Origin of the sequence: Streptomyces sp. NPDC096311 (genome assembly GCF_044763085.1) — a bacterium.
Classification (GTDB): Bacteria; Actinomycetota; Actinomycetes; order Streptomycetales; family Streptomycetaceae; genus Streptomyces.
Genome location: NZ_JBIWFN010000014.1, coordinates 214,464 through 234,429, shown reverse-complemented (window position 1 = coordinate 234,429; position 19,966 = coordinate 214,464). Strand labels below are relative to the sequence as shown.

Sequence of the window (19,966 nt, the reverse complement as noted above, 5' to 3'; positions counted from 1 at the left end):
CCGGGAATCCCTCCGGCGGACGCGGCCCACCCTGGATTCAACCAGGTTCCGGGGCCGGGGCGCAGAGGACCGGTCAGTGGGCGGTACGGGAAGAGGGGGACGATGAGGAAGAGGGGGACGGGGTGGTGGCCGGGGCGGCGAGCAGGCGCGGGGGCGTGAGGCCGGGCGGCGTCGACCAGGAGGTCTGCGCGATCGGCTGTGCCTCGGTGAGCGGATGTATGAGCGGGGACATCACGGCGGCACCGGCCACCACGGGGGTGGTCAGCGTGTGCATGAGGTCGTCTGCCCGGGGCACCGGAGCGGGGACTCCGGGGAGGAGGGGTGCGGACACCGAGGTCGGCACCGCGGGCGCCACACCGAGCGAACGCTCGCCCTGGGCGAGCAGCGGCCCGTCGGAGCGGCGACGCTGTGTCTCGGGAGCCGTCGCGGGCCCCGAGCCCGGCGTACGCGCCGGCGTCACATTGCTGCCGCCGGAGCCGCCGCGCGCGTCCGTGGTGTCGGCCGGCACTCCGGTCGACACCCCGCCGAGCGCGACCGCGGCCAGCGACACCGCACCGGCGGCGGCGAAGGCGAAGCGCAGCCCGCGCGAGGCCGATCGGTCGGTCTCGTGACGGCTGACGTCATGGATACGGAAACCGCGCCCGGGGGCGGGCGGCAGCACGTCGCCGTGCGGCGCGGCGGGCACGTACCCGAAGGGCTCTCCGCGCACTCCGAAGACGCCGGTCACCGGGGCGCCGGAGGGGAGTCCTCCGCCGAATCCGCCCCCGCCGAACGGTGAGCCATCACCGCCGTCGAAGTCACCTCCCCCGGGCAGTCCCTGGAGACGGGCCAGGAAGCTCTCGGAGGGGGGCGGAGCGGCGACTTCCGCGAAGACGTTCTTCAGTCGGCGCTGGGCGTCCGCCTCGGCCTTGCACTTCGCGCAGGTGACGAGGTGGGCCAGGACGCGATCGCGCGACTCATGACCGAGCTCTCCGTCCACCAGGGCGGAGAGTCGGTCCCCAAGATGCTGGTCGGCAACACGCCGCTCCGTAGAGTCGGGCCGGGATCCACTCACGCGGTCGCGCCCCCTCCTCCCAGCGCGGGAACTCCCGTGATCGCGAAGCCGCGGCGCTCGGCACGGGCCTCGGGAGACCGGTGCGCGAGGGCCTTGCGCAGCTGCGAACGGCCACGGTGGATCCGGCTGCGGACCGTACCGAGCTTGACGCCCAGGGTCGCGGCGATCTCCTCGTACGAAAGTCCCTCGATGTCACAGAGGACGACGGCGGCGCGGAACTCGGGCGCGAGGGTGTCCAGCGCCTGCTGGACGTCCGCGTCGAAGTGCGCGTCGTTGAAGACCTGCTGCGGGGAGGGCTCGCGGCTGGGCAGGCGCTCGGCCGCGTCGTCACCGAGGGCGTCGAAGCGGATGCGCTGCTTGCGGCGCACCATGTCGAGGAAGAGGTTCGTGGTGATGCGGTGCAGCCAGCCCTCGAAGGTGCCGGGCGTGTAGGTCGACAGGGAGCGGAAGACGCGCACGAAGACTTCCTGTGTGAGGTCCTCGGCGTCGTGCTGGTTGCCCGTCAGGCGGTAGGCGAGCCGGTAGACCCGGCCGCTGTGCGTGCTGACGATCTCCTCCCAGGTGGGCGGAGTCCACGCCTGCGACTCCGCGTCGGTGGTGAACGTCGCGGTCTGCGCGGGGGCAGCAGCATGGAACTTGTCAGCGATGTCGGTCACGGATTTCGGCTCACCCGCCGATCTGAGGAGGCGCCGCAGCACCCCGCCCCGATCCACAGGCGCAGCCGCACCTCCCCTGTCGGCTCTGGTGGTGTCCAGTGGAGCCCCTACCATAGCCACCTCGCCCGTTAGCTCCGGATAAGCGGTTTTACGAGAATTTGATACGTGCTCATATGCCTGCGTCAGCATGTGCTCGCCACCCCGCTCCACACCCCGCTCCACGCACTGTTCCATCGACTTCCCCCCGCTCTGTTTCCGCACCCTTCTAAACGCCTGGTCCCATCTGCGGGTTCCCGGCACCAACGGATACAGTCACGCCCAGGCAACCACGGGGACAGGGAGAGGGTCATTACCGGCAACCGGCAGACGAGCTGGGCGTTCGCCGACGCCTTTGTCGCCGAGGACGAAGCGCTGCGCTGGGCCCGCGACCGGGCCCACGAGGCAGGGCTGCGCCCGGTGTCGCCCGGCACGGGCGCCGCGCTGCGGTTGCTCGCCGCCACCGTGGACGCGAAAGCAGTGGCGGAGATCGGGACCGGGACCGGCGTCTCCGGAATTCATCTGCTGCACGGCATGCGGCCGGACGGGGTACTGACCACCGTCGATCCGGAACCGGACCGCCAGCAGTTCGCCCGCCAGGCCTTCCGCGCGGCCGGCTTCGCCAGCAACCGCGCCCGCTTCATCCCCGGCCGCGCACTGGACGTCCTGCCCCGGCTCGCGGACGCGGGCTACGACCTCGTCTTCTGCGACGGCGACCGTCTGGAGTGCCTGGACTACCTCGCTGAATCGTTGCGCCTGCTGCGTCCGGGCGGGCTGGTCGTCTTCGAGGGGGTCTTCGCGGACGGCCGCACGGTCGAATCGGGCCCGCAGCCCGCCGAGGTCGGCCGGCTGCGCGAACTGCTGCGCGCGGTGCGCGAGAGCCAGGAACTGGTGCCCTCGCTGCTGCCGGTGGGCGACGGGTTGCTGTGCGGGGTCAAGCGCTGACCGCACGCTCGACCCCGTACCCGCACTGCATGCCTGACCTGCGTCGATGCATACAGGCGCACCGCTGCCGCACCCCAGGAACACCACCGCCCCGGCACCGAATGCGGTGCCGGGGCAGCTGAAAGGTATGGTCGCGTTCCGCGTCAGCCGACGACCTTCTTGAGGGCGTCGCCGAGCGCGTCGGCCTCGTCAGGGGTCAGCTCGACGACGAGCCGACCGCCGCCTTCGAGCGGAACGCGCATGACGATGCCCCGCCCCTCCTTGGTCACCTCGAGCGGGCCATCGCCCGTCCGCGGCTTCATGGCCGCCATGCTCGTTCCCCTTCCTGAAACCAGCTCATCGTCGCCGACGGCCCCTTGAAGGGCACGCACGTCCCCTCATAGGACACACGTCACCGGCATCGAACACATTGCTTCCAGGCCATTATCCCGCATCTCAGGACCCGATGACCAACATCAGTCGGCATCGCTTGCGCAACGCGCTTGAGCAAAACCACTCAATTCGGCGATGTGACTGCGATACTGCGCCGCTGCATCGACTTCCACGGCACGGAATTCTTTGACGCAGGTCACATGTCCTGTCCACGCCCCGGCCGTGATCTCCGCCATGCTGTCCTGCATGCTGTCCTCGCACGCAGGACGTACCGACCGGTACGTCGGAGCCGCGAAACCGGAGGAGACCCACCATGGCCGACACCGTGCTCTACGAGGTGAGCGACGGACTCGCGACGATCACGCTGAACCGCCCCGAGGCGATGAACGCGATGAACACCGAGACCAAGGCCGCCCTCCGGGACGCGGCCCAGGCCGCCGCGGCGGACGGCGGCGTACGGGCGATCCTGCTCACCGCCGCAGGTGACCGGGCGTTCTGCGTCGGGCAGGACCTCAAGGAGCACATCGGGCTGCTGGCCGCCGACAAGGAGTCGGGGTCGCGGCACACGATGAGCACCGTGCGCGAGCACTACAACCCGATCGTGCGCGCCCTGACCGGGGCCCCGAAGCCCGTGGTGGCCGCGGTGAACGGCGTCGCCGCGGGGGCCGGCTTCGGCTTCGCCCTCTGCGCGGACTACCGGATCGTCGCCGACACCGCCGCCTTCAACACGTCCTTCGCCGGGGTCGCGCTGACCGCCGACTCGGGCACGTCATGGACCCTGCCGCGGCTGATCGGACCGGGCCGCGCCGCCGATCTGCTGCTCTTCCCGCGCAGTATCAGCGCGCAGGAGGCCTTCGAGCTCGGGATCGCCAACCGGCTCGTCCCGTCGTCCGAGCTGCGCGGCGAGGCGGAGAAGGTGGCGCGGACGCTGGCGGCGGGGCCGACGGTCGCGTACGCCGCGCTGAAGGAGTCCGTGGCGTACGGGCTCACTCATTCTCTGGACGAGACGCTGGAGAAGGAGGACGAGCTGCAGGCGCGGGCCGGGGCGTCCGAGGACCATGTGATCGCGGTGCAGGCGTTCGTCAACAAGGAGAAGCCGAAGTACTTGGGGCGGTGACGCTCCGCTGGATTCGGCGGTCGGAGGTCGGTACGGGAACTGCGGGCCGTCCGTGGCCGGTCGCGCAGTTCCCCGCGCCCCTCAGGGGGCGCTCCTGGCCGCGCAATCCTCCAAGTGGTCGTTGACCAGGCCGCACGCCTGCATGAGCGCGTAGGCCGTGGTCGGGCCCACGAAGCGGATGCCGCGCTTCTTGAGGGTCTTGGAGAGGGCTGTCGACCCGTCGGTGACGGCCGGGACGTCGGCCAGCCGCTTCGGGGCCGGGCGGATGGCCGGGTCGGGGGCGAAGGACCAGATCAGCTCGTCCAGCTCGCCCGGCGACCAGTCGGCCAGCACGCGCGCGTTGGCGACGGTCGCCTCGATCTTGGCGCGGTTGCGGATGATGCCCGGGTCGCCGAGGAGGCGCTCCTTGTCGGCGTCCGTGAACGCGGCCACCGAGGCGATCTCGAAGTCGGCGAAGGCGGCACGGAAACCCGGCCGGCGGCGCAGGATCGTGATCCAGGACAGGCCCGACTGAAAGGCCTCCAGGCAGAGCCGCTCGTAGAGCGCGTCGTCACCGTGGACCGGGCGGCCCCACTCCTTGTCGTGGTACGAGACGTAGTCCTCGGTGGACAGGGCCCAGGGGCAGCGCAGCGCGCCGTCGGGCCCGGCCAGCGCGTCGCTCACTGCTGCTCCCCCTCGGCCGGCTTGCGCAGCGACATGGTCGCGGTGGCGCGGGCGCCGGCCAGCGCGGCCTCCAGGTCGGCGATCCTGGCGTCGCGCTCGGCGAGCTCGGCGCCGAGCCGGCCGAGGGTGTCGTCCACGTCCGCCATGCGGTAGCCGCGGGCGGCGAGCGGGAAGCGCACGGACTCCACGTCCGCGCGGTTCACCGGCCGGTCCTGGGGCAGCGAATCCACCAGCCGATCGGGCTCGGCGTCGGGAAGGGGGGCGCTCTCGCCGCCGCCCACCACGGACAGTGTCACCGCGGCGACCACGACGGCGAGCGCGACGACCAGGAACAAGAACATGAACATCGCTGAGGTCCCCACGCTCTGGTGCCGACGCGTTGGGCGCCGGCGCGAAAGTACTGAAGCTACTGAAAATGTCTGACGAGTGCCGAAGCGGTCCGGCCCTGAAAGTGTCAGGGTCCGATCGTGCCATGCGAGTCTGACAGTTAAGGTCGCAGGCGGCTAAGCAGCGGGACTTACTAGGAGAGGTCACAGGGGATGCTCAGGCTGGGCAGGCACGAATTCGACCCGCACGAGCCGGTGATCATGGCCATCGTGAACCGGACCCCTGACTCCTTCTACGACCAGGGAGCCACCTTCCGCGACGAGCCCGCGCTCTCGCGCGTGGAGCGGGCGGTGGCCGAGGGCGCCGTCATCATCGACATCGGCGGGGTCAAGGCCGGGCCCGGGGAAGAAGTGACCGCCGAGGAGGAGGCGCGCCGTACGGTCGGTTTCGTCGCCGAGGTGCGGCGGCGGTTCCCGGACGTGATCATCAGCGTCGACACCTGGCGGCACGAGGTCGGGGAGGCGGTCTGCGAGGCGGGGGCGGATCTGCTCAACGACGCGTGGGGTGGCGTGGATCCGCGGCTCGCGGAGGTGGCCGCGCGGTACGGGGTGGGGCTGGTGTGCACCCATGCCGGGGGCGCCGAGCCTCGTACGCGGCCGCATCGGATCGCCTACGACGACGTCGTGGCCGACATTCTGCGGGTGACCGTGGGGCTGGCCGAGCGGGCGGTGGCCCTGGGGGTGCCCCGGGAGTCCGTGCTGATCGACCCCGGGCACGACTTCGGGAAGAACACGCGGCACAGCCTGGAGGCGACTCGGCGGCTGGGCGAGATGGTGGAGACGGGGTGGCCCGTGCTTGTCTCCCTCTCCAACAAGGACTTCGTCGGGGAGACGCTCGACAAGCCGGTGAAGGAGCGGGTGGTCGGGACGCTGGCCACGACGGCGGTGTCGGCGTGGCTGGGGGCGCAGGTGTATCGCGTCCACGAGGTCGCCGAGACGCGTCAGGTCCTGGACATGGTGGCGTCGATCGCGGGCCACCGCCCTCCGGCGGTGGCCCGCCGGGGCCTGGCGTAGACCACCCGCGCCCCTTGCGGAGACGCTCCGCTACCGGCCCGCCTCCTTCGAGACCAGGGCCACCGCTTCCTCCACCTCGTCCGTGAGGTGGAACAGGAGGAGGTCCTTTTCGGAAGCCTTGCCCTGGGCGATCAGGGTGTTCTTGAGCCAGTCGACGAGACCGCCCCAGTACGCCGTGCCGAACAGGACGATCGGGAAGCGGGTGACCTTCTGGGTCTGGACGAGGGTGAGTGCCTCGAAGAGTTCGTCGAGGGTGCCGAGGCCGCCGGGCAGGACCACGAAGCCCTGGGCGTACTTGACGAACATCATCTTGCGGACGAAGAAGTACCGGAAGTTGAGGCCGATGTCGACGTAGGGGTTGAGGCCCTGTTCGAAGGGGAGCTCGATGCCCAGGCCGACCGAGATGCCCTTGGCCTCGCAGGCGCCCTTGTTGGCGGCTTCCATCGCGCCGGGCCCGCCGCCCGTGATGACGGCGAAGCCGGCTTCGACCAGGCCTCGGCCGAGCGCGACTCCCGCCTCGTACTCGGGCGAGTCCACCGGCGTACGGGCGGAGCCGAAGACGCTGATCGCGGGCGGGAGTTCGGCGAGCGTGCCGAAGCCTTCGATGAACTCCGACTGGATGCGCAGGACCCGCCATGGGTCGGTGTGCACCCAGTCGGAGGGGCCGCCCGCGTCGAGCAGCCGCTGGTCCGTGGTACTCGCCTGCACCTGGCCCCGCCTGCGCAGTACCGGCCCCAGCCGCTGCTCCTCCGGTGGCTGCTTCTTGCCCTCGGGGTTGCCAGTAGCCATGTGCGCTCCCTCCGCTTGCAAGTGGTTCAGCCCCAGCGTAGATCTACGCGGGTTACGGAGGGGGGACATGCGCATGTCCGCCGTGCACCACGAAGGTTCGGGCGGGTCCTCAGGACGTCAGCCAGGCGCGCAGGCGCTCCTCGGCCTCGGGGATCTCCGACGCCCGCACCCGCTCGTCCACCTTGTGGGCGAGGAGCGGCGCGCCGGGCCCGTAGTTCACCGCGGGCACCCCGAGCGCGCTGAAGCGGGCGACGTCCGTCCAGCCGAACTTGGGGCGGGCCTCGCCGCCGACGGCCGCCAGGAAGGCCGCGGCGGCCGGGTGCGTCAGGCCGGGCCGGGCCCCGCCGGTGTGGTCGTCGACGATGAACTCGTCGATGTCGCAGTCGGCGAAGAAGTCACGGACGAAGGCCTCGGCCTCCGCCTCGCTCCGGTCGGGCGCGTAGCGGAAGTTGACGACGACGGTGCAGGCGTCGGGGATGACGTTGGTGGCCACGCCCCCTTCGATGCGGACGGCGTTGAGGCCTTCGTGGAACCGGAGGCCGTCCACGACCGGCGTGCGCGGCTCGTAGGCGGCGAGCCTGGCGAGGATCGGCGCCGTCGCGTGGATCGCGTTGGAGCCCATCCACGCGCGCGCGGAGTGGGCACGCTCCCCCTTGGTCTTCAGGAGCACCCGGAGCGTGCCCTGGCAGCCGCCCTCCACCTGGCCGTCCGTCGGCTCCAGGAGGATCGCGAAGTCGCCCGCCAGCCAGTCGGGGTGGGCCTCGGCGACGTGCTTCAGGCCGTTCAGGTGGGCGGCGACCTCTTCGTTGTCGTAGAACACGAAGGTGAGGTCGCGGTTGGGTGCCGGGACCGTGGCCGCGATGCGCAGCTGCACGGCGACGCCGGACTTCATGTCGCAGGTGCCGCAGCCCCACAGGACGCCGTCCTCGTCGAGGCGCGAGGGCACGTTGCCGGCGATGGGGACCGTGTCGATGTGGCCGGCGAGGATCACGCGCTCGGCCCGCCCCAGGTTCGTACGCGCCACGACGTTGTTGCCGTACCGGTCGACCGTCAGATGCGGCAGGGCGCGCAGCGCGGCCTCGACGGCGTCCGCGAGCGGCTTCTCGTTGCCGCTCTCCGAGGGGAAGTCGACGAGCCGCGCGGTGAGCTCGGCGGCGTCCAGCGTGAGGTCAAGGGTGGTGTCGGCCATGCCCTCGACCCTAGCGCCCCCTGCTCGGCGCTCCGGCGCGCACGGGTTGTCCACAACCCCATACGTCACCAACAGTCGCCTCCAGTACCTTGTACGCGTGCCAGAGCCGTCCCCCACTCCTGTCCGGCGCGGCCGCCTCTTCCGTTTCGGAGCGGCCGTCGTAGTCATGCTCGCGCTCGCGGGGTACCTCGCGGTGCAGTACCTCACAGGAGGGACGGGTGCGCCGCGCTGCAGAGTCGTCTCGGGCAAGAGCGACGGCGCGTCGTACGAGTTCACCCCGGAGCAGGCGGTGAACGCGGCGACGATCTCGGCGGTCGGCACCACCCGCGGGCTGCCGGAGCGCGCCGTGGCCATCGCGCTCGCGACCGCGCTCCAGGAGTCGGGGCTGCGCAACATCCAGCACGGCGACCGGGACTCGCTCGGTCTGTTCCAGCAGCGCCCCTCGCAGGGCTGGGGGACGACGAAACAGATCATGGACCCGACGTACGCGGCCGGCATGTTCTACGAACACCTGGCCAAGGTGCCGGGCTACACGCGGCTGCCGCTCACCGTCGCCGCGCAGCGCGTGCAGCGCAGCGGCTATCCGCAGGCGTACGCGAAGCACGAGCCGGACGCGACGCTGCTGGCCGCGGCCCTGACCGGCCGCGCGGCGGCCACGCTGACCTGCGAGGGCCGCCCGGGGGCGACCCCGGTCGGCGGCCCGGACTCGGTGCGCGCCGCGCTCGTGCGGGACTTCGGGCGCGAGGTGCTGCAGGAGGCGGGAGCCGATGTGAGCACCGCCGGCTCCCCCGCCTCCTCGACGGCCTCGCCGACGCTCGCCCCCTCGCCGAGCGTCTCCGGCCGGACCGTGACCGTGCCCGTGCGCAAGGACCCCACCGGCGACTCCACCGTCCGCCAGCGTGGCTGGGAGCTGGCCCACTGGGCGGTGGCCAACTCCTCGACGCTGCACATCCAACGGGTCTCCTACGCGGGGCGGGAGTGGACGGCCGGGGAAAGGAACGGCGAGTGGCGCGCGCCGGTCGCCAAGGGCGGTTCGACGACGACGCAGTCCGCCGACGAGGTCCGCATCGTCACCGCGCAGTAGTACGGGGCCTCACCTGTACGGGGGACGCGCGGCGTGGCGCGTTGCCGCTGCGAGCGGGTTTTCGCGTCCTCACCCCGGAATCCGCCGGACCCCTTGAAAACAAAGGGCCGTAAGGATTCGGCAGACTTTCCGACCGGATGCCCTTTGCCCGTTTTTATCCACAACCGATAATGCGACGCATTGCCAACTCTTTACGTCGGGCCACCGCAACCTTCGCGGGTCTCGAGCGGTAGTCACTGCGTCCGAGCCCGGAACGATCAACGGGTCGCCCGACAGCCGGTCGGCGGCCGGACGTTCAACTCCCGGGCACGGGTGGACACTTCACCGTTCTCTTCCGTCTAAGGAGCATCATGTCCCTCCCCCTGACCCGCCGGATCGCCCGTGCCGCGCTGCTCATCGCAGCGGGAGCGGCGCCCGTGGTCGGTGCGGCCGGCTCCGCCAGCGCGGCGGCCGAACTCCCGGCCACCCCCAACCTCGGCGGCCTGACCGCTCTGGACGGCGCGCACGTCGGCAACACGGTCGACGGTGCGACGCAGAACGTCACCGGGCTCGCGGGCACGACCGGCGGCAACGCCCTCAAGAAGGCCGTCCCGGCCGCGGGCAAGACGGGTGGCAGTGTCGCCAGGACGGCGACGCCGGCCGCGCAGAAGGTGGCCGGGGACACGACGGGGCAGGCCGGGGGTCTGCTCGGTGACACCGCGAAGACCGCCGGTGGTGGTCTTCCGACGGACGCGGTGACCAAGGGTGGTCTGCCGACGGGGCAGCTGCCGCTGAAGGGGCTGCCGCTCGGCTAGCCGCCGGGGCCGTACGGATCTTGTACGGATGCTGTACGGCGAAGGGGTCCAGGGAGTTTCCCTGGACCCCTTCGCGTGCGTCGGTTCCCGGCGTGCGGGCCGGTGGGGGCTGGGCGCGCCCACGCGGCGGAGCCGCAAAATGTCAGGGCCCCGCGCCCCTGTCGGGGCGCTCCCCGCCGGGGCGTCTCTCAGCCCAGGCGTCGCACCGCCGCCGCCACCCGCTCGTCCGTTGCCGTCAGGGCCACGCGGACGAAGTTTTCGCCCGCCTCGCCGTAGAAGTCGCCCGGGGCGACGAGGATGCCCAGTTCGGCCAGATGGGCGACGGTGTCCCAGCAGGACTCGCCGCGGGTGGCCCACAGGTACAGGCTCGCCTCGCTGTGCTCGATGCGGAAGCCGTGGCGCAGCAGGGCCTCGCGCAGGGCGGTGCGGCGGGCCGCGTAGCGCTCGCGCTGTTCGCGGACGTGGACGTCGTCCGCGAGGGCGGCTACCACCGCGGCCTGGGTCGGCGCGGACGTCATCATGCCGCCGTGCTTGCGGATCTGGAGCAGGTCGCCGAGGACGGCGGGGTCACCGGCGAGGAACGCGGCGCGGTAGCCGGCCAGGTTCGAGCGCTTCGAGAGCGAGTGGACCGAGACGATCCCCTCGTACGAGCCGCCGCAGACGTCCGGGTGCAGGACCGAGACCGGGTCGGCCTCCCAGCCCAGCTCGAGGTAGCACTCGTCGGAGAACACGAGGATGTCGTGCTCGCGGGCCCACGCGACGATCCGGGCGAGTTCGGGGGCGGACAGGACCCTGCCCGTCGGGTTCGACGGGGAGTTCAGCCACAGGAGCTTCAGGCCGGTCGGGTCCAGCTCCGTGGGGTCGTCGTAGACCACGTAGTCCGCGCGGGCCAGGCGCGCGCCGACCTCGTACGTCGGGTACGCGAGGCGCGGGTACGCCACCTTGTCGCCGGGGCCCAGGCCCAGCTGGGTGGGGAGCCAGGCGACGAGTTCCTTGGAGCCGACGACCGGGAGCACGTGCTGGTGGGTGACGTCGCGTGCGCCGAGCCGCCGCTCGACCCAGCCGGTGAGCGCGTCGCGCAGTTCGGGCGTGCCCCACACCGTGGGATAGCCCGGCGAGTCCGCGGCCGCGACCAGAGCTTTCTGGATCAGCTCGGGCACCGGGTCGACCGGGGTGCCGACGGACAGGTCGACGATGCCACCCGGATGAGCGGCGGCCGTCGCCTTGAAGGGCTCCAGCTTGTCCCAGGGGAAGACGGGAAGCCGGTCGGAGACTGCGGACACGGGATCGGGCTCACTTTCTCGTTCGTACGACCCGTACACACACGGCCTGCGCGCCTGTGGCCGGTACGGGCCGCTACGGCAAACGCCTCGGCCCCGCACGGCGATCGAGGGGATCGGGCCGTACGGGACCGAGGCGGCGCGTAGGTGCGGCCGCTTACTGGTTCTGCGGCGGCAGCGCTGCGATGAAGGGGTGGTCGCGCTCGATCAGACCGAGCTTGCTGGCGCCGCCGGGCGAGCCGAGCTCGTCGAAGAACTCGACGTTCGCCTTGTAGTAGTCCTTCCACTCTTCAGGAGTGTCGTCTTCGTAGAAGATCGCCTCGACCGGGCACACCGGCTCACAGGCTCCACAGTCGACGCATTCGTCCGGGTGGATGTACAAGGACCGGGAGCCCTCGTAGATGCAGTCGACCGGGCACTCCTCGATGCACGCCTTGTCCTTGACGTCGACACAAGGCTGCGCGATGACGTAGGTCACGCTGTCGTTCCTCCTCGATAGGGCGCTGGCGGGCCTCCGTAGGCTCCGCCGCCTGGCGCGCGGGAGCGCGGCGTCGTCGATGCCCGCACCTAGTATCTCCGTTCCGGGGCGTGATCCATACAGGAGGGGTGAACTGACCTGTGGAAATCTCTGCGGCCGGACGTCTCGAGGTCCGAATCACCGCCGCTGACGTGGGCAAACGTGTCTCTGTTCGGCGGATGATCGTAGATATCGAAGGTGCCGCCAGCGGTGAGAAATTCACTGACACGGTCGGTGTTCTCACATCATGGGACGAGAGTGTGCTGCTGATCACACGGCGCGACGGCGAAATCGTCCGGATTCCGGAATCCTCGCTGGTCGCGGGCAAGGTCGTACCGGCCGCCCCGGCGCGTCGGCGGGGCCCCGCGGCCTCGTACGAGGAGCTGGCGCGGGTCGCCGCGCGGGCCTGGCAGCCGGTGGAGAGCGAGCGGCTCGGCGACTGGGAGCTGCGGGCGGCCTCCGGGTTCACCCGGCGCGCGAATTCCGTGCTGCCGCTCGGCGACCCGGGCGTGCCGCTCGACGAGGCGCTGACGTACGTACGCGACTGGTACGCGGCCCGTGAGCTGCCCGCCTACGTCCAGACCGCCACCGGGGCCGAGGGCACGCAGGAGGTGCTGTGCGCGGAGCTGGAGGCGCGCGGCTGGGCGCGTGAGGTGAGTGCCGGGCTGTGGATCGGCGCGCTCGCGCCGCTCGCCGACCGCGAGGCCGCACAGGCCTCCGGGGTGGTCCTCGCCCGCGCGGCCGACGAGGCCTGGCTGGGCCGCTACCAGCGCAAGGGGCTGAGCGAGGTCGCGCTGCGCGTCCTGGGCAGCGGGCCCTCGGTGTGGTTCGCGACGGTGCCCGGCGCCGAGGGGGAGCCTCCGGCCGCGATCGGGCGGTGTGTCGTCGACGGGCGGTGGGCCGGTTTCGCCGCCGTCGAGGTCGACCCCGCCCAGCGCCGTCGGGGCCTCGCCACCGCCGTCATGGCCGCGCTCGCCCGCCGCGCCCTGGACGAGGGCGCCTCGGCGGCCTGGCTCCAGGTGGAGGCGGACAACGCGGGGGCGCGGGCGCTGTACGCCGGGATGGGCTTCGCGGCGCATCACGCCTACCACCACTACCGCGCGCCTGAGGCGTCCGCCGACGACCGCCGTCGACCGGCGTGAAGGGGTACCAGACCGCCATGCCTTCCCCCCATCCCCCGGAGCCGGAGCGAGCCGCCGAGGTGCGGCGGAGGTTCGCCGAGCAGGCACGGTCCGAGCGGCCCGACCTGGCGGCGCTGTGTCTGCTGATCGGGGCGGCGGCGGACGGCACGCTGGACGAGGCGGGGACGGACGCGGCCCAGATCGAACTCGACCGGCTCGCCGGACAGCTGCCGTTCCGGCCCGGTGGGGCGCTGTCCTGGGCGACCGCGCTCGCCGAGCTGCTCGGCGGGCGGTGCGGGTTCCGGGGCTCGCCCGGGGACTATCAACGGCTGGAGTCGTCGCTGCTGCACGCGGTGCTGCGGCGGCGGCGCGGGCTGCCCATCCTGCTCTCCGTGGTGTGGATGGAGGTGGCCAGACGGGCCGGCGCGCCGGTGTACGGGGTCGCCCTGCCCGGGCATTTCGTGGTGGGCTTCGGGCCGGCCGAGCAGCAGGTGCTCGCCGATCCCTTCGACGGGGGGCGGGTGCTGAGCGGCTCCGATGCCGAGCTGCTCGTGCAGGGCGCCACCGGGGCGCCGCTCGATCCCTCGATGCTCGTCCCCGCCCCTCCCCTCGACGTGGTCGTGCGGATCCTGAACAACGTCCGGGCGTGGGCGGCGGCGCGGCCGGAGCGGTCGGATGTCGGCCTGTGGGCCGTGGAGTTGGCGCTGCTGTTGCCGTCGCATCCTGCGCGGTTGCGGTACGAGCGGGCTCAGCTGCTGGTGCAGCGTGGGGATTTCCTGGGTGGGGCGGCGGAGTTGGATGTCTACGCCGATGTGGTCGCCGCGGTGGATCCGCCTTCGGCGGAGAAGGTTCGGGGGCAGGCTCGGGCGGCTCGGGCGAGGTTGAACTGAGTTCGCCCAAGCGCCGTGAAGGGAGCTGACTTCGGGCGACTGCGGGCTCGTCGTGGCTGGTCGCGCAGTTCCCCGCACCCCCTGTCAGGGGCGCCTGCCTCGACGGCGATTACAACCAGCCCTTTTCCCTTGCTATCCGGACCGCCTCTGCTCTGTTGCGGGCCGCCAGTTTTTGGATGGCTGTCGAGAGGTAGTTGCGGACCGTGCCCTGGGAGAGGTGGAGGGTGGTGGCCAGTTCGGCGTTGGTGGAGCCGTCGGCCGCCGCGCGGAGGATCTCGCGCTCGCGGTCGGTCAGGGGGTTGGCGCCCTCGGCGAGGGCGGCGGCCGCGAGGGTGGGGTCGATGACCCGTTCGCCGGCGAGCACCTTGCGTACCGCCGCCGCGAGTTGGGCGGCCGGGGCGTCCTTGACGAGGAAGGCGTCGGCGCCGGACTCCATGGCGCTGCGCAGATAGCCGGGGCGGCCGAAGGTCGTGAGGATGAGCAGTTTGATGCCGGGGAGTTCCTTGTGGACTTCGGCGGCCGCCTCGATGCCCGTCTTGCCCGGCATCTCGATGTCGAGGAGCGCCACGTCCACGTCGTGGGCGCGGGCCGCGGCCAGCACCTCGTCACCGCGCGCCACCTGGGCGACCACCTCGATGTCGGGCTCCAGGCCCAGCAACGCGGCCAGCGCCTCGCGGACCATCGACTGGTCCTCGGCGAGCAGGACCTTGATCGTGCGGCTCATGCACCGGATCCTACGGGGTGATCGGCGGCCTCGAAGGGGGCCTGCGCCGGTACCCGTGCGACGAGCCGGAAGCCGTGCCGCACCCGGCCCGCCTCCAGGGCTCCGCCCGCCTTCTCCAGCCGCTCGGTCAGGCCCGTCAGACCGTTGCCCGGACCATGGCCCGAGCCGCCCGAACCGTCGTCCTCCACGCTCAGTTCGAGCACCGGGCCGTCCAGTGTCTGGCGGCGGACGAGCTCGACGGTGCAGCGCCGGGCCCCGCTGTGCCGTACGACATTGGTGATCGCCTCCCGCAGCGCCCAGGCGAGCGCGGACTCACTCTCCTCGGCGACGTCGGTGAGGTCCGGCTCCGCGGGCAGGTCCGCGGTGACGCCCGCCGCCGTCAACGCGACCTGTGCGCCAGCGAGTTCGCCGGACAGCCGGGGGCGCCGGTAACCGGAGACCGCCTCGCGCACGTCGACGAGGGCCTGCCGGCTGACCTGTTCGATGTCGGCGACCTGCTGGGCCGCCTTCTCGGGGTGGTCGGGGAGCATCCGGCCGGCCAGCTCGCTCTTGAGGGTGATCAGGGAGAGCGAGTGGCCCAGCAGGTCGTGCAGATCGCGGGCCAGGCGCAGGCGCTCCTCGTTCGCGGCCAGTTGGGCGACCGTCGCACGGGCCTCGCGCAGCGCGATCGTCGTGCGGATCAGTTCGCGGACGCCGGTCATGGCGAACCCGCCGAGGAACGCCGGGATGAGCAGCCCCGCCAGATACGCCTTGCCGCCCGAAACGATCAGGGCGATCCCCGTCAGCACGGCGGCGACGGCCGGGATGGCCCAGCGCGCCAACCGCAGCGGAAGCACCGCGCCGCACGCGATCGAGACGTACACGAACAGGACGAGCCACTCCCGCCCCAGCGTGAAGGAGAGCAGGGCCGCCTCGGCCGCGAGGACCACGAGAGAGACGAACACGAAGGGCGTCGTGTCACCGCTGCCGGTACGGAAGACCAGGGCCCCGTACCACCCGACGAAGGCCACCAGGCCGCACCAGCCGAGCACGACGACCGCGGTGCTGTGCCCGCCGTGCACCAAATCGCTGACGGGCGCGCTCAGATAGACGAGCCAGATGCCGGTCCAGATGGCCTTGACCATCTTCTGCCTGCGATTCTTCGGGCGTTGCCCGATGCCGACGCTGCTCACGCCTTCAGCGTGTCCTTCCGGTACAGCCATGCCGCGCCGCCCGCGAACAGGAGGAAGGAGACGGCGAGGATGACGAGGTCCTTCGCGTGTGGGGCGTCGCCCAGTTCGATGGACCGCCCGAGGGCAGCGTACGCGTGCGTGGGCAGCCAGGACGCGATCTTCTGGAGCCAGTCGGGGAAGGTGGTCGTGGGCATCCACAGGCCGCCGAGCACCGAGAGCCCGAAGTACAGGATCATCGTGATGGGGCGGACCGCGTCGCCGCTCGCGAGATAGCCGATGGCCACGCCGAGCGCGGCGAAGACGAGGCTGCCGGCCCAGATCGCGCCGGTGAGCGCGAGCCACTGCCAGGCGTCCAGCCGTACGTGCTTCACGGCGGCGGCGACCGCGAAGACGACCACGATCGACGGCAGGCTGATCACGGCGGCGCTGGCGGTCTTCGCCAGAACATAGCCGCGGCCCGGCAGGGTGGTGAGCCTGAGCTGCCGTACCCAGCCGCTCTCGCGCTCCTTCGCGATGCGCTCGCTGTTGCCCATCAGGACCGCGGTCAGGGCGCCGAAGGAGGCCATGGAGACCATGAAGAAGGTCGGCAGGGTCAGCCCGGTGCCGTCCACCTTGGTGGTGCTGTCCGCGCTGCCCGCGATCAGCAGGAACAGGGCCGAGGGGTAGATCACCGAGAAGAACAGGAACTTCTTGTTGCGCAGGGCGCGGGTGATTTCGAGCTTGATGAGGCTGTTCACTGCGACTTCGCCTCCTCGGCGGCCGTGATGGCGACGAAGGCCTGCTCGAGCCCGAGCCCGGCGACTTCGAGATTGCGGGGGTAGAGGCCGAGCCCGTACAGCGCGTGTACGGTCGCGTCGGCGTCGGAGGACTGGATGCGGACGGTGTGCCCTGACACGTCGATCGAGGTCAGGAAAGGCAAGGTGCGCAGCGGGGCCTCGTCTATGGGGCCTTCCAGGTCGAAGGCGATGCGGCGGGCGCCGGCCTTCGCCTTGATCTCGGCGGCGGTGCCGTCGGCCAGCAGGCGGCCCCGGTGCAGGACGAGGACGCGGTCCGCGATGGCGTCGGCCTCCTCCAGGTAGTGCGTGGCGAACAGGACGGTCCTGCCCTGGTCGGCCTGCTCGCGCATGGTGGCCCAGAAGGCCTGGCGGGCGGAGACGTCCATGCCGGTGGTGGGCTCGTCCAGGACGATCAGGTCGTTGGCGCCGGCGGTGGCGAGCGCGAAGCGGACGCGCTGTTCCTGGCCTCCGGAGAGCTTGTTGACCTTGCGGTCGGCGATCCCCGAGATGCCCGCGCGGGCCAGCACGTCAGTGACCTTGTACGGCTTCGGGTGCAGACCGCAGGCCAGCTTCACCAGCTCGCCGACCGTCACCTCGTCCATCAGGCCGCCGCTCTGCAGCATGGCGCCCACCCGGCCGCCGACGATCGCCTCGCGGGGGCCCGTGCCGAACACCCGGACCGCGCCGGTGTCGGGGCGCTTGAGGCCGAGGAGCAGGTCCAGCGTGGTCGACTTGCCCGCGCCGTTGGGACCCAGCAGGGCGACGGTCTCGCCCGGGTGCAGGTCGAGCGTCAGCCCGTCGACAGCCCGTACGTTCCCGTAGCTCTTGCTCACCTGATCGAACCCGACCACCGGGGTGGTGGCGGGCGCCGCTGTTGTCGTCATGGGGACCATCGTGGCCGCGCGGGCCCGGTGCCCGGCAGTGTCGGCGGTCCTGAGTGCCGGATGACAGATGTCATGCACCGCTTGTGGCTCGCCCTGCGACAACGGAGCCCCTGCCCGGTGCGGGCAGGGGCTCCGTTCATCCGGCCGACCGGAGATCAGCTCGGTTTGGTGTCGATGACCCCGACGCGCTCCGCCGTCGTCTTGCCGCGCAGGGCCTTGCCCAGTGCGGTGACGACGTCCTGCGGCGTGACAGCGCGCTTCCCGCTCGCGGTCTGGATCTGCACGCCGTCGAAGGTGTTGCCGTACGCCGCCTTGAGCGCCGTGAGGTCGTACGTCTCCACGAGCTTGCCGTTGACGGCCTTGACGCCGAGGATCTTCGGCAGTGACAGGGCGCCGAACGGGATGCTGTGTGCCGCGTCGGTCTGAATGGTGACGCGGGCGGACATCGCGGGCTCGGCGAACTCCTTCATCATCCGGTCGACCTCGGCGTTCGAGACGGTCGGCTGACGGGTCGTGGTGGCGACCTTCACCGGGGTGGTGGTGCCGGTCTCGACCTGGGCGCGGTAGGCGTCCTCGACGGCCTTGGTCGAGGCCGCCACATCGATGCCCTTGCCCGCCTTGCCGTACACGGCGACGGCCTTGCCGGACTGGAACTTGATGGTGCCGTCGCTCGCCGAACCGGAGCCGCTCGCGGTGCGCTCCAGGGCGGCCTGCAGCTTCTCCGCGTCGACGGGCATCGCCGGCTCGACGACCCGCTGCTGACCGAACAGCGAGCCGATCACGGAGACCGGGTTGTAGTCGCTGCCCGCGGCGGCGCGGACCGTGTCCTGGGCGTTGAACTGGAGCCCGGCCTGGTCCGGCTTCAGCGAGACGGTGGTGCCGTCCACCGACAGCTTGAGCGCCGTGTTCATACGGGCCCCGAAGGCGTCGTCAAGCTTCTTGACGGCCTCGTCGCGGGTGCCGCCGCCGATGTCGACGCCCAGCACCGTGGTGCCCTTGGGGACGTCCGAGCGGTTCATCAGCAGCCCCGCGCCGTAGACGCCACCGCCGATGAACACCACGCCGACGACCAGGAGCGTCAGCTTGCTGCGGCCCTTCTTCTTGGCCGGCTTCTTCGAGGAGGCGGCGGGCTTCGGGGCCGGCTCGGGCGCCTTCGGCGGGGTGTGCGGCAGCGGTCCGTCGGTGTGCGCGCCCGGCCCGAACGGGGAGTTCTGGGCGGCCGGTACGACGGGGATGCCGCTGGTCAGGGTGTGCCCGGAGACGTTGTCCACGGGGCCGCCGTAGCCCTGGCCGCCCGGATCGGGCGCGGGCTTCTGCGGGGTGAGGATCGCGGTGTCGTCGCTGAGGCCGCCACCGGGGTATCCCGCGCCGAGGCCGGCCGCGCCGTGCCCGCCGGGGACGCCATGACCACCGGGGCCACCCGGCCCACCGGGTCCCGCGGCCAGGCTGCCCGGAGCCACGCCCGGGCCGGCCGGCGGCACCAACGGGCCGTCACCGGTGACCGGACCGCCGGTCGGGCCCGCGGGACCGCCTCGGCCGTTCTCCGAGAAGTTCTCCGCGAAGTACGGGAGGTCGTCACGGCGCGGTTCGCCACCGGGCCCCGCAGGGCCACCCGGGCCACCGGGCCTGCCCGGGCCGTCGCTTCCTATGGCCGGGAACGAGGCCGTGTTGCCCAGCGCCGCGGAGACGTCGAAGGAACCGGTGCCGCCGCCGTGACCGGGGGCCACGGGTCCGGCGCCGGTGGCACCGGGCAGCCCGGCACCGTTCGTACCGCCGCTCCCGGGGCGGGGCGCGTTCGCCCCGCCTGGCCGGGCACCGCCCGCGCCGCCCAGGGGGCCGGCACCGTTCGCGCCACCAGGGGCGCCCGGACGCGCACCGCCGTTGCCGTTACCGCCCGGCGCACCCGCGCCCTGCGGCGCCGCGGGACCCGCGGGTCCCGAACCGCCGGGCAGACCCGCCCCGTTGGTGGACCCGCCGCCCGGAGCGCCGCCCGGCGCACCGGACTTGCGGGGCGCGAACCAGTCGCTGGTCTTCTCTCTGGCCGGAGCACCACCCGCGGCGGCGGCTTCGGCCGAGGTCTCGGTGGCCGTGGCCGCTGCCACGGGCGCACTCACGGCACGCTGCGTCTCCGCCGGGGCTCCCGCGGAACCGGCGGACTCGGCAGGCGACTCGGCGTCCCCGACCGGTGTGCGCACGACGACCGGCGGGATGGGCCGCGATCCGGGGATGTTGATCCGGATCCGTGTCGTCAGCGTGGTCTCGGTCTTGCGTTCCTCCGGCGGGGTGCCGCCGGCCGAACGGCCCGCGTCGGCACCGTTTTCGGAAGCCATGGGGGTCCCGTAGGGGGGCGTCCCGGACGGGTACGCGGCTCCACCGCGCCCGTTGGGCCCGGAGGACGAACTGTCAGTTTCACGACTCAAGGCAGGTTCTCCCGGTTGGCTCCGCCGCCCGTTTACTCGACCTCATCTCGGGCAGCTCGGCGGCGCGCACCACCATACTGGCC

General features: G+C 71.9%; 22 protein-coding genes. 7 read left to right on the top strand and 15 right to left on the bottom strand.

Annotation, left to right across the window (positions count from 1 at the left end; all coding sequences use genetic code 11):
• Positions 1 to 73: 73 nt before the first annotated feature.
• Both ACIRA5_RS33000 and sigE read right to left on the bottom strand, forming a co-directional pair.
• Positions 74 to 1,054 (bottom strand): anti-sigma factor family protein, encoded by a 981-nt coding sequence (locus ACIRA5_RS33000; protein WP_403697007.1) that lies wholly within the window; start codon positions 1,052 to 1,054, stop codon positions 74 to 76.
• Complete coding sequence (gene sigE / locus ACIRA5_RS32995) at positions 1,051 to 1,752, bottom strand: RNA polymerase sigma factor SigE (protein ID WP_054228218.1); 702 nt, start codon at positions 1,750 to 1,752, stop codon at positions 1,051 to 1,053. The genes ACIRA5_RS33000 and sigE overlap by 4 nt, the downstream gene beginning before the upstream one ends.
• A 414-nt stretch (positions 1,753 to 2,166) precedes the next feature.
• Here sigE and ACIRA5_RS32990 point away from each other — a divergent pair, with 414 nt between their 5' ends.
• Complete coding sequence (locus ACIRA5_RS32990) at positions 2,167 to 2,691, top strand: O-methyltransferase (RefSeq protein WP_403697243.1); 525 nt, start codon at positions 2,167 to 2,169, stop codon at positions 2,689 to 2,691.
• Between the two features lie 143 nt (positions 2,692 to 2,834).
• Here the strand turns inward: ACIRA5_RS32990 and ACIRA5_RS32985 are convergent, their stop codons facing one another.
• Positions 2,835 to 3,002, bottom strand: coding sequence for a DUF3117 domain-containing protein (locus tag ACIRA5_RS32985; RefSeq protein WP_003966491.1), 168 nt, complete (start codon positions 3,000 to 3,002; stop codon positions 2,835 to 2,837).
• A 144-nt stretch (positions 3,003 to 3,146) separates the two neighbouring features.
• Positions 3,147 to 3,311: a hypothetical protein gene (locus ACIRA5_RS32980; RefSeq protein WP_352045896.1), complete on the bottom strand. Its 165-nt coding sequence runs from the start codon at positions 3,309 to 3,311 to the stop codon at positions 3,147 to 3,149.
• A 65-nt stretch (positions 3,312 to 3,376) separates the two neighbouring features.
• Between ACIRA5_RS32980 and ACIRA5_RS32975 the strand changes: the two genes are divergently transcribed.
• Entirely contained in the window at positions 3,377 to 4,180 is an 804-nt protein-coding gene (locus tag ACIRA5_RS32975; RefSeq protein WP_403697004.1) for an enoyl-CoA hydratase/isomerase family protein, read from the top strand.
• An 81-nt stretch (positions 4,181 to 4,261) separates the two neighbouring features.
• On the opposite strand, the gene ACIRA5_RS32970 is transcribed toward ACIRA5_RS32975, so the two are convergent.
• Together ACIRA5_RS32970 and ACIRA5_RS32965 are read right to left on the bottom strand one after the other, a co-directional pair.
• Positions 4,262 to 4,843: a DNA-3-methyladenine glycosylase I gene (locus ACIRA5_RS32970; RefSeq protein ID WP_403697001.1), complete on the bottom strand. Its 582-nt coding sequence runs from the start codon at positions 4,841 to 4,843 to the stop codon at positions 4,262 to 4,264.
• Positions 4,840 to 5,190, bottom strand: a complete 351-nt coding sequence (locus ACIRA5_RS32965) for a DivIVA domain-containing protein (protein ID WP_403696998.1) — start codon at positions 5,188 to 5,190, stop codon at positions 4,840 to 4,842. Before ACIRA5_RS32965 ends, ACIRA5_RS32970 begins: the two co-directional genes overlap by 4 nt.
• A gap of 192 nt (positions 5,191 to 5,382) precedes the next feature.
• On the opposite strand from ACIRA5_RS32965, the gene folP reads away from it, so the two are divergent.
• Positions 5,383 to 6,243: a dihydropteroate synthase gene (folP, locus tag ACIRA5_RS32960; protein ID WP_403696995.1), complete on the top strand. Its 861-nt coding sequence runs from the start codon at positions 5,383 to 5,385 to the stop codon at positions 6,241 to 6,243.
• A gap of 30 nt (positions 6,244 to 6,273) precedes the next feature.
• On the opposite strand, the gene ACIRA5_RS32955 is transcribed toward folP, so the two are convergent.
• Positions 6,274 to 7,032 (bottom strand): TIGR00730 family Rossman fold protein, encoded by a 759-nt coding sequence (locus tag ACIRA5_RS32955; protein ID WP_054228224.1) that lies wholly within the window; start codon positions 7,030 to 7,032, stop codon positions 6,274 to 6,276.
• Between the two features lie 109 nt (positions 7,033 to 7,141).
• On the bottom strand, positions 7,142 to 8,221 hold the full coding sequence (gene dapE, locus ACIRA5_RS32950) for a succinyl-diaminopimelate desuccinylase (RefSeq protein WP_403696992.1): 1,080 nt from the start codon (positions 8,219 to 8,221) through the stop codon (positions 7,142 to 7,144).
• Positions 8,222 to 8,318: 97 nt separating this feature from the next.
• Between dapE and ACIRA5_RS32945 the strand changes: the two genes are divergently transcribed.
• Positions 8,319 to 9,305 carry a heavy metal transporter gene (locus ACIRA5_RS32945; protein WP_352045890.1) on the top strand — a complete coding sequence of 329 codons (987 nt, stop codon included), beginning with the start codon at positions 8,319 to 8,321 and terminating at the stop codon, positions 9,303 to 9,305.
• 350 nt (positions 9,306 to 9,655) lie between these two features.
• The gene (locus tag ACIRA5_RS32940) at positions 9,656 to 10,099 is read left to right on the top strand and encodes an ATP-binding protein (RefSeq protein WP_403696989.1); all 444 of its coding nucleotides are present in this window, start codon (positions 9,656 to 9,658) and stop codon (positions 10,097 to 10,099) included.
• A 188-nt stretch (positions 10,100 to 10,287) separates the two neighbouring features.
• On the opposite strand, the gene ACIRA5_RS32935 is transcribed toward ACIRA5_RS32940, so the two are convergent.
• Together ACIRA5_RS32935 and fdxA are read right to left on the bottom strand one after the other, a co-directional pair.
• A complete protein-coding gene (locus ACIRA5_RS32935) occupies positions 10,288 to 11,382 on the bottom strand; it encodes a bifunctional succinyldiaminopimelate transaminase/glutamate-prephenate aminotransferase (protein ID WP_403696986.1) in 1,095 nt (364 codons plus the stop codon).
• A gap of 154 nt (positions 11,383 to 11,536) precedes the next feature.
• Complete coding sequence (gene fdxA / locus ACIRA5_RS32930; protein ID WP_018089397.1) at positions 11,537 to 11,857, bottom strand: ferredoxin; 321 nt, start codon at positions 11,855 to 11,857, stop codon at positions 11,537 to 11,539.
• A gap of 140 nt (positions 11,858 to 11,997) precedes the next feature.
• On the opposite strand from fdxA, the gene ACIRA5_RS32925 reads away from it, so the two are divergent.
• Positions 11,998 to 13,038: a GNAT family N-acetyltransferase gene (locus ACIRA5_RS32925; protein ID WP_403696984.1), complete on the top strand. Its 1,041-nt coding sequence runs from the start codon at positions 11,998 to 12,000 to the stop codon at positions 13,036 to 13,038.
• Positions 13,039 to 13,055: 17 nt separating this feature from the next.
• Entirely contained in the window at positions 13,056 to 13,907 is an 852-nt protein-coding gene (locus ACIRA5_RS32920) for a tetratricopeptide repeat protein (RefSeq protein WP_403696981.1), read from the top strand.
• Positions 13,908 to 14,016: 109 nt separating this feature from the next.
• Here ACIRA5_RS32920 and ACIRA5_RS32915 read toward each other — a convergent pair whose 3' ends face one another.
• From ACIRA5_RS32915 to ACIRA5_RS32895, 5 genes are all read right to left on the bottom strand, one after another.
• Positions 14,017 to 14,631 (bottom strand): response regulator transcription factor, encoded by a 615-nt coding sequence (locus ACIRA5_RS32915; protein ID WP_352045885.1) that lies wholly within the window; start codon positions 14,629 to 14,631, stop codon positions 14,017 to 14,019.
• A complete protein-coding gene (locus tag ACIRA5_RS32910) occupies positions 14,628 to 15,803 on the bottom strand; it encodes a sensor histidine kinase (RefSeq protein ID WP_403696979.1) in 1,176 nt (391 codons plus the stop codon). The genes ACIRA5_RS32915 and ACIRA5_RS32910 overlap by 4 nt, the downstream gene beginning before the upstream one ends.
• The gene (locus ACIRA5_RS32905) at positions 15,800 to 16,540 is read right to left on the bottom strand and encodes an ABC transporter permease (protein ID WP_403696975.1); all 741 of its coding nucleotides are present in this window, start codon (positions 16,538 to 16,540) and stop codon (positions 15,800 to 15,802) included. Before ACIRA5_RS32905 ends, ACIRA5_RS32910 begins: the two co-directional genes overlap by 4 nt.
• On the bottom strand, positions 16,537 to 17,463 hold the full coding sequence (locus ACIRA5_RS32900; protein WP_403696972.1) for an ABC transporter ATP-binding protein: 927 nt from the start codon (positions 17,461 to 17,463) through the stop codon (positions 16,537 to 16,539). The genes ACIRA5_RS32905 and ACIRA5_RS32900 overlap by 4 nt, the downstream gene beginning before the upstream one ends.
• A 155-nt stretch (positions 17,464 to 17,618) precedes the next feature.
• Positions 17,619 to 19,883, bottom strand: a complete 2,265-nt coding sequence (locus tag ACIRA5_RS32895; RefSeq protein WP_403696970.1) for a peptidoglycan binding domain-containing protein — start codon at positions 19,881 to 19,883, stop codon at positions 17,619 to 17,621.
• Between the last annotated feature and the right edge of the window lie 83 nt (positions 19,884 to 19,966).

What these genes read in the sequence shown, in the direction of transcription:
- ACIRA5_RS32985 (WP_003966491.1), bottom strand. Translation starts at nt 3,002, where the DNA reads ATGGCGGCCATGAAGCCGCGGACGGGCGATGGCCCGCTCGAGGTGACC.
- ACIRA5_RS32980 (WP_352045896.1), bottom strand. Translation starts at nt 3,311, where the DNA reads ATGCAGGACAGCATGGCGGAGATCACGGCCGGGGCGTGGACAGGACAT.
- ACIRA5_RS32975 (WP_403697004.1), top strand. Translation starts at nt 3,377, where the DNA reads ATGGCCGACACCGTGCTCTACGAGGTGAGCGACGGACTCGCGACGATC.
- ACIRA5_RS32965 (WP_403696998.1), bottom strand. Translation starts at nt 5,190, where the DNA reads ATGTTCATGTTCTTGTTCCTGGTCGTCGCGCTCGCCGTCGTGGTCGCC.
- folP (WP_403696995.1), top strand. Translation starts at nt 5,383, where the DNA reads ATGCTCAGGCTGGGCAGGCACGAATTCGACCCGCACGAGCCGGTGATC.
- ACIRA5_RS32955 (WP_054228224.1), bottom strand. Translation starts at nt 7,032, where the DNA reads ATGGCTACTGGCAACCCCGAGGGCAAGAAGCAGCCACCGGAGGAGCAG.
- dapE (WP_403696992.1), bottom strand. Translation starts at nt 8,221, where the DNA reads ATGGCCGACACCACCCTTGACCTCACGCTGGACGCCGCCGAGCTCACC.
- ACIRA5_RS32940 (WP_403696989.1), top strand. Translation starts at nt 9,656, where the DNA reads ATGTCCCTCCCCCTGACCCGCCGGATCGCCCGTGCCGCGCTGCTCATC.
- ACIRA5_RS32920 (WP_403696981.1), top strand. Translation starts at nt 13,056, where the DNA reads ATGCCTTCCCCCCATCCCCCGGAGCCGGAGCGAGCCGCCGAGGTGCGG.
- ACIRA5_RS32915 (WP_352045885.1), bottom strand. Translation starts at nt 14,631, where the DNA reads ATGAGCCGCACGATCAAGGTCCTGCTCGCCGAGGACCAGTCGATGGTC.
- ACIRA5_RS32900 (WP_403696972.1), bottom strand. Translation starts at nt 17,463, where the DNA reads ATGACGACAACAGCGGCGCCCGCCACCACCCCGGTGGTCGGGTTCGAT.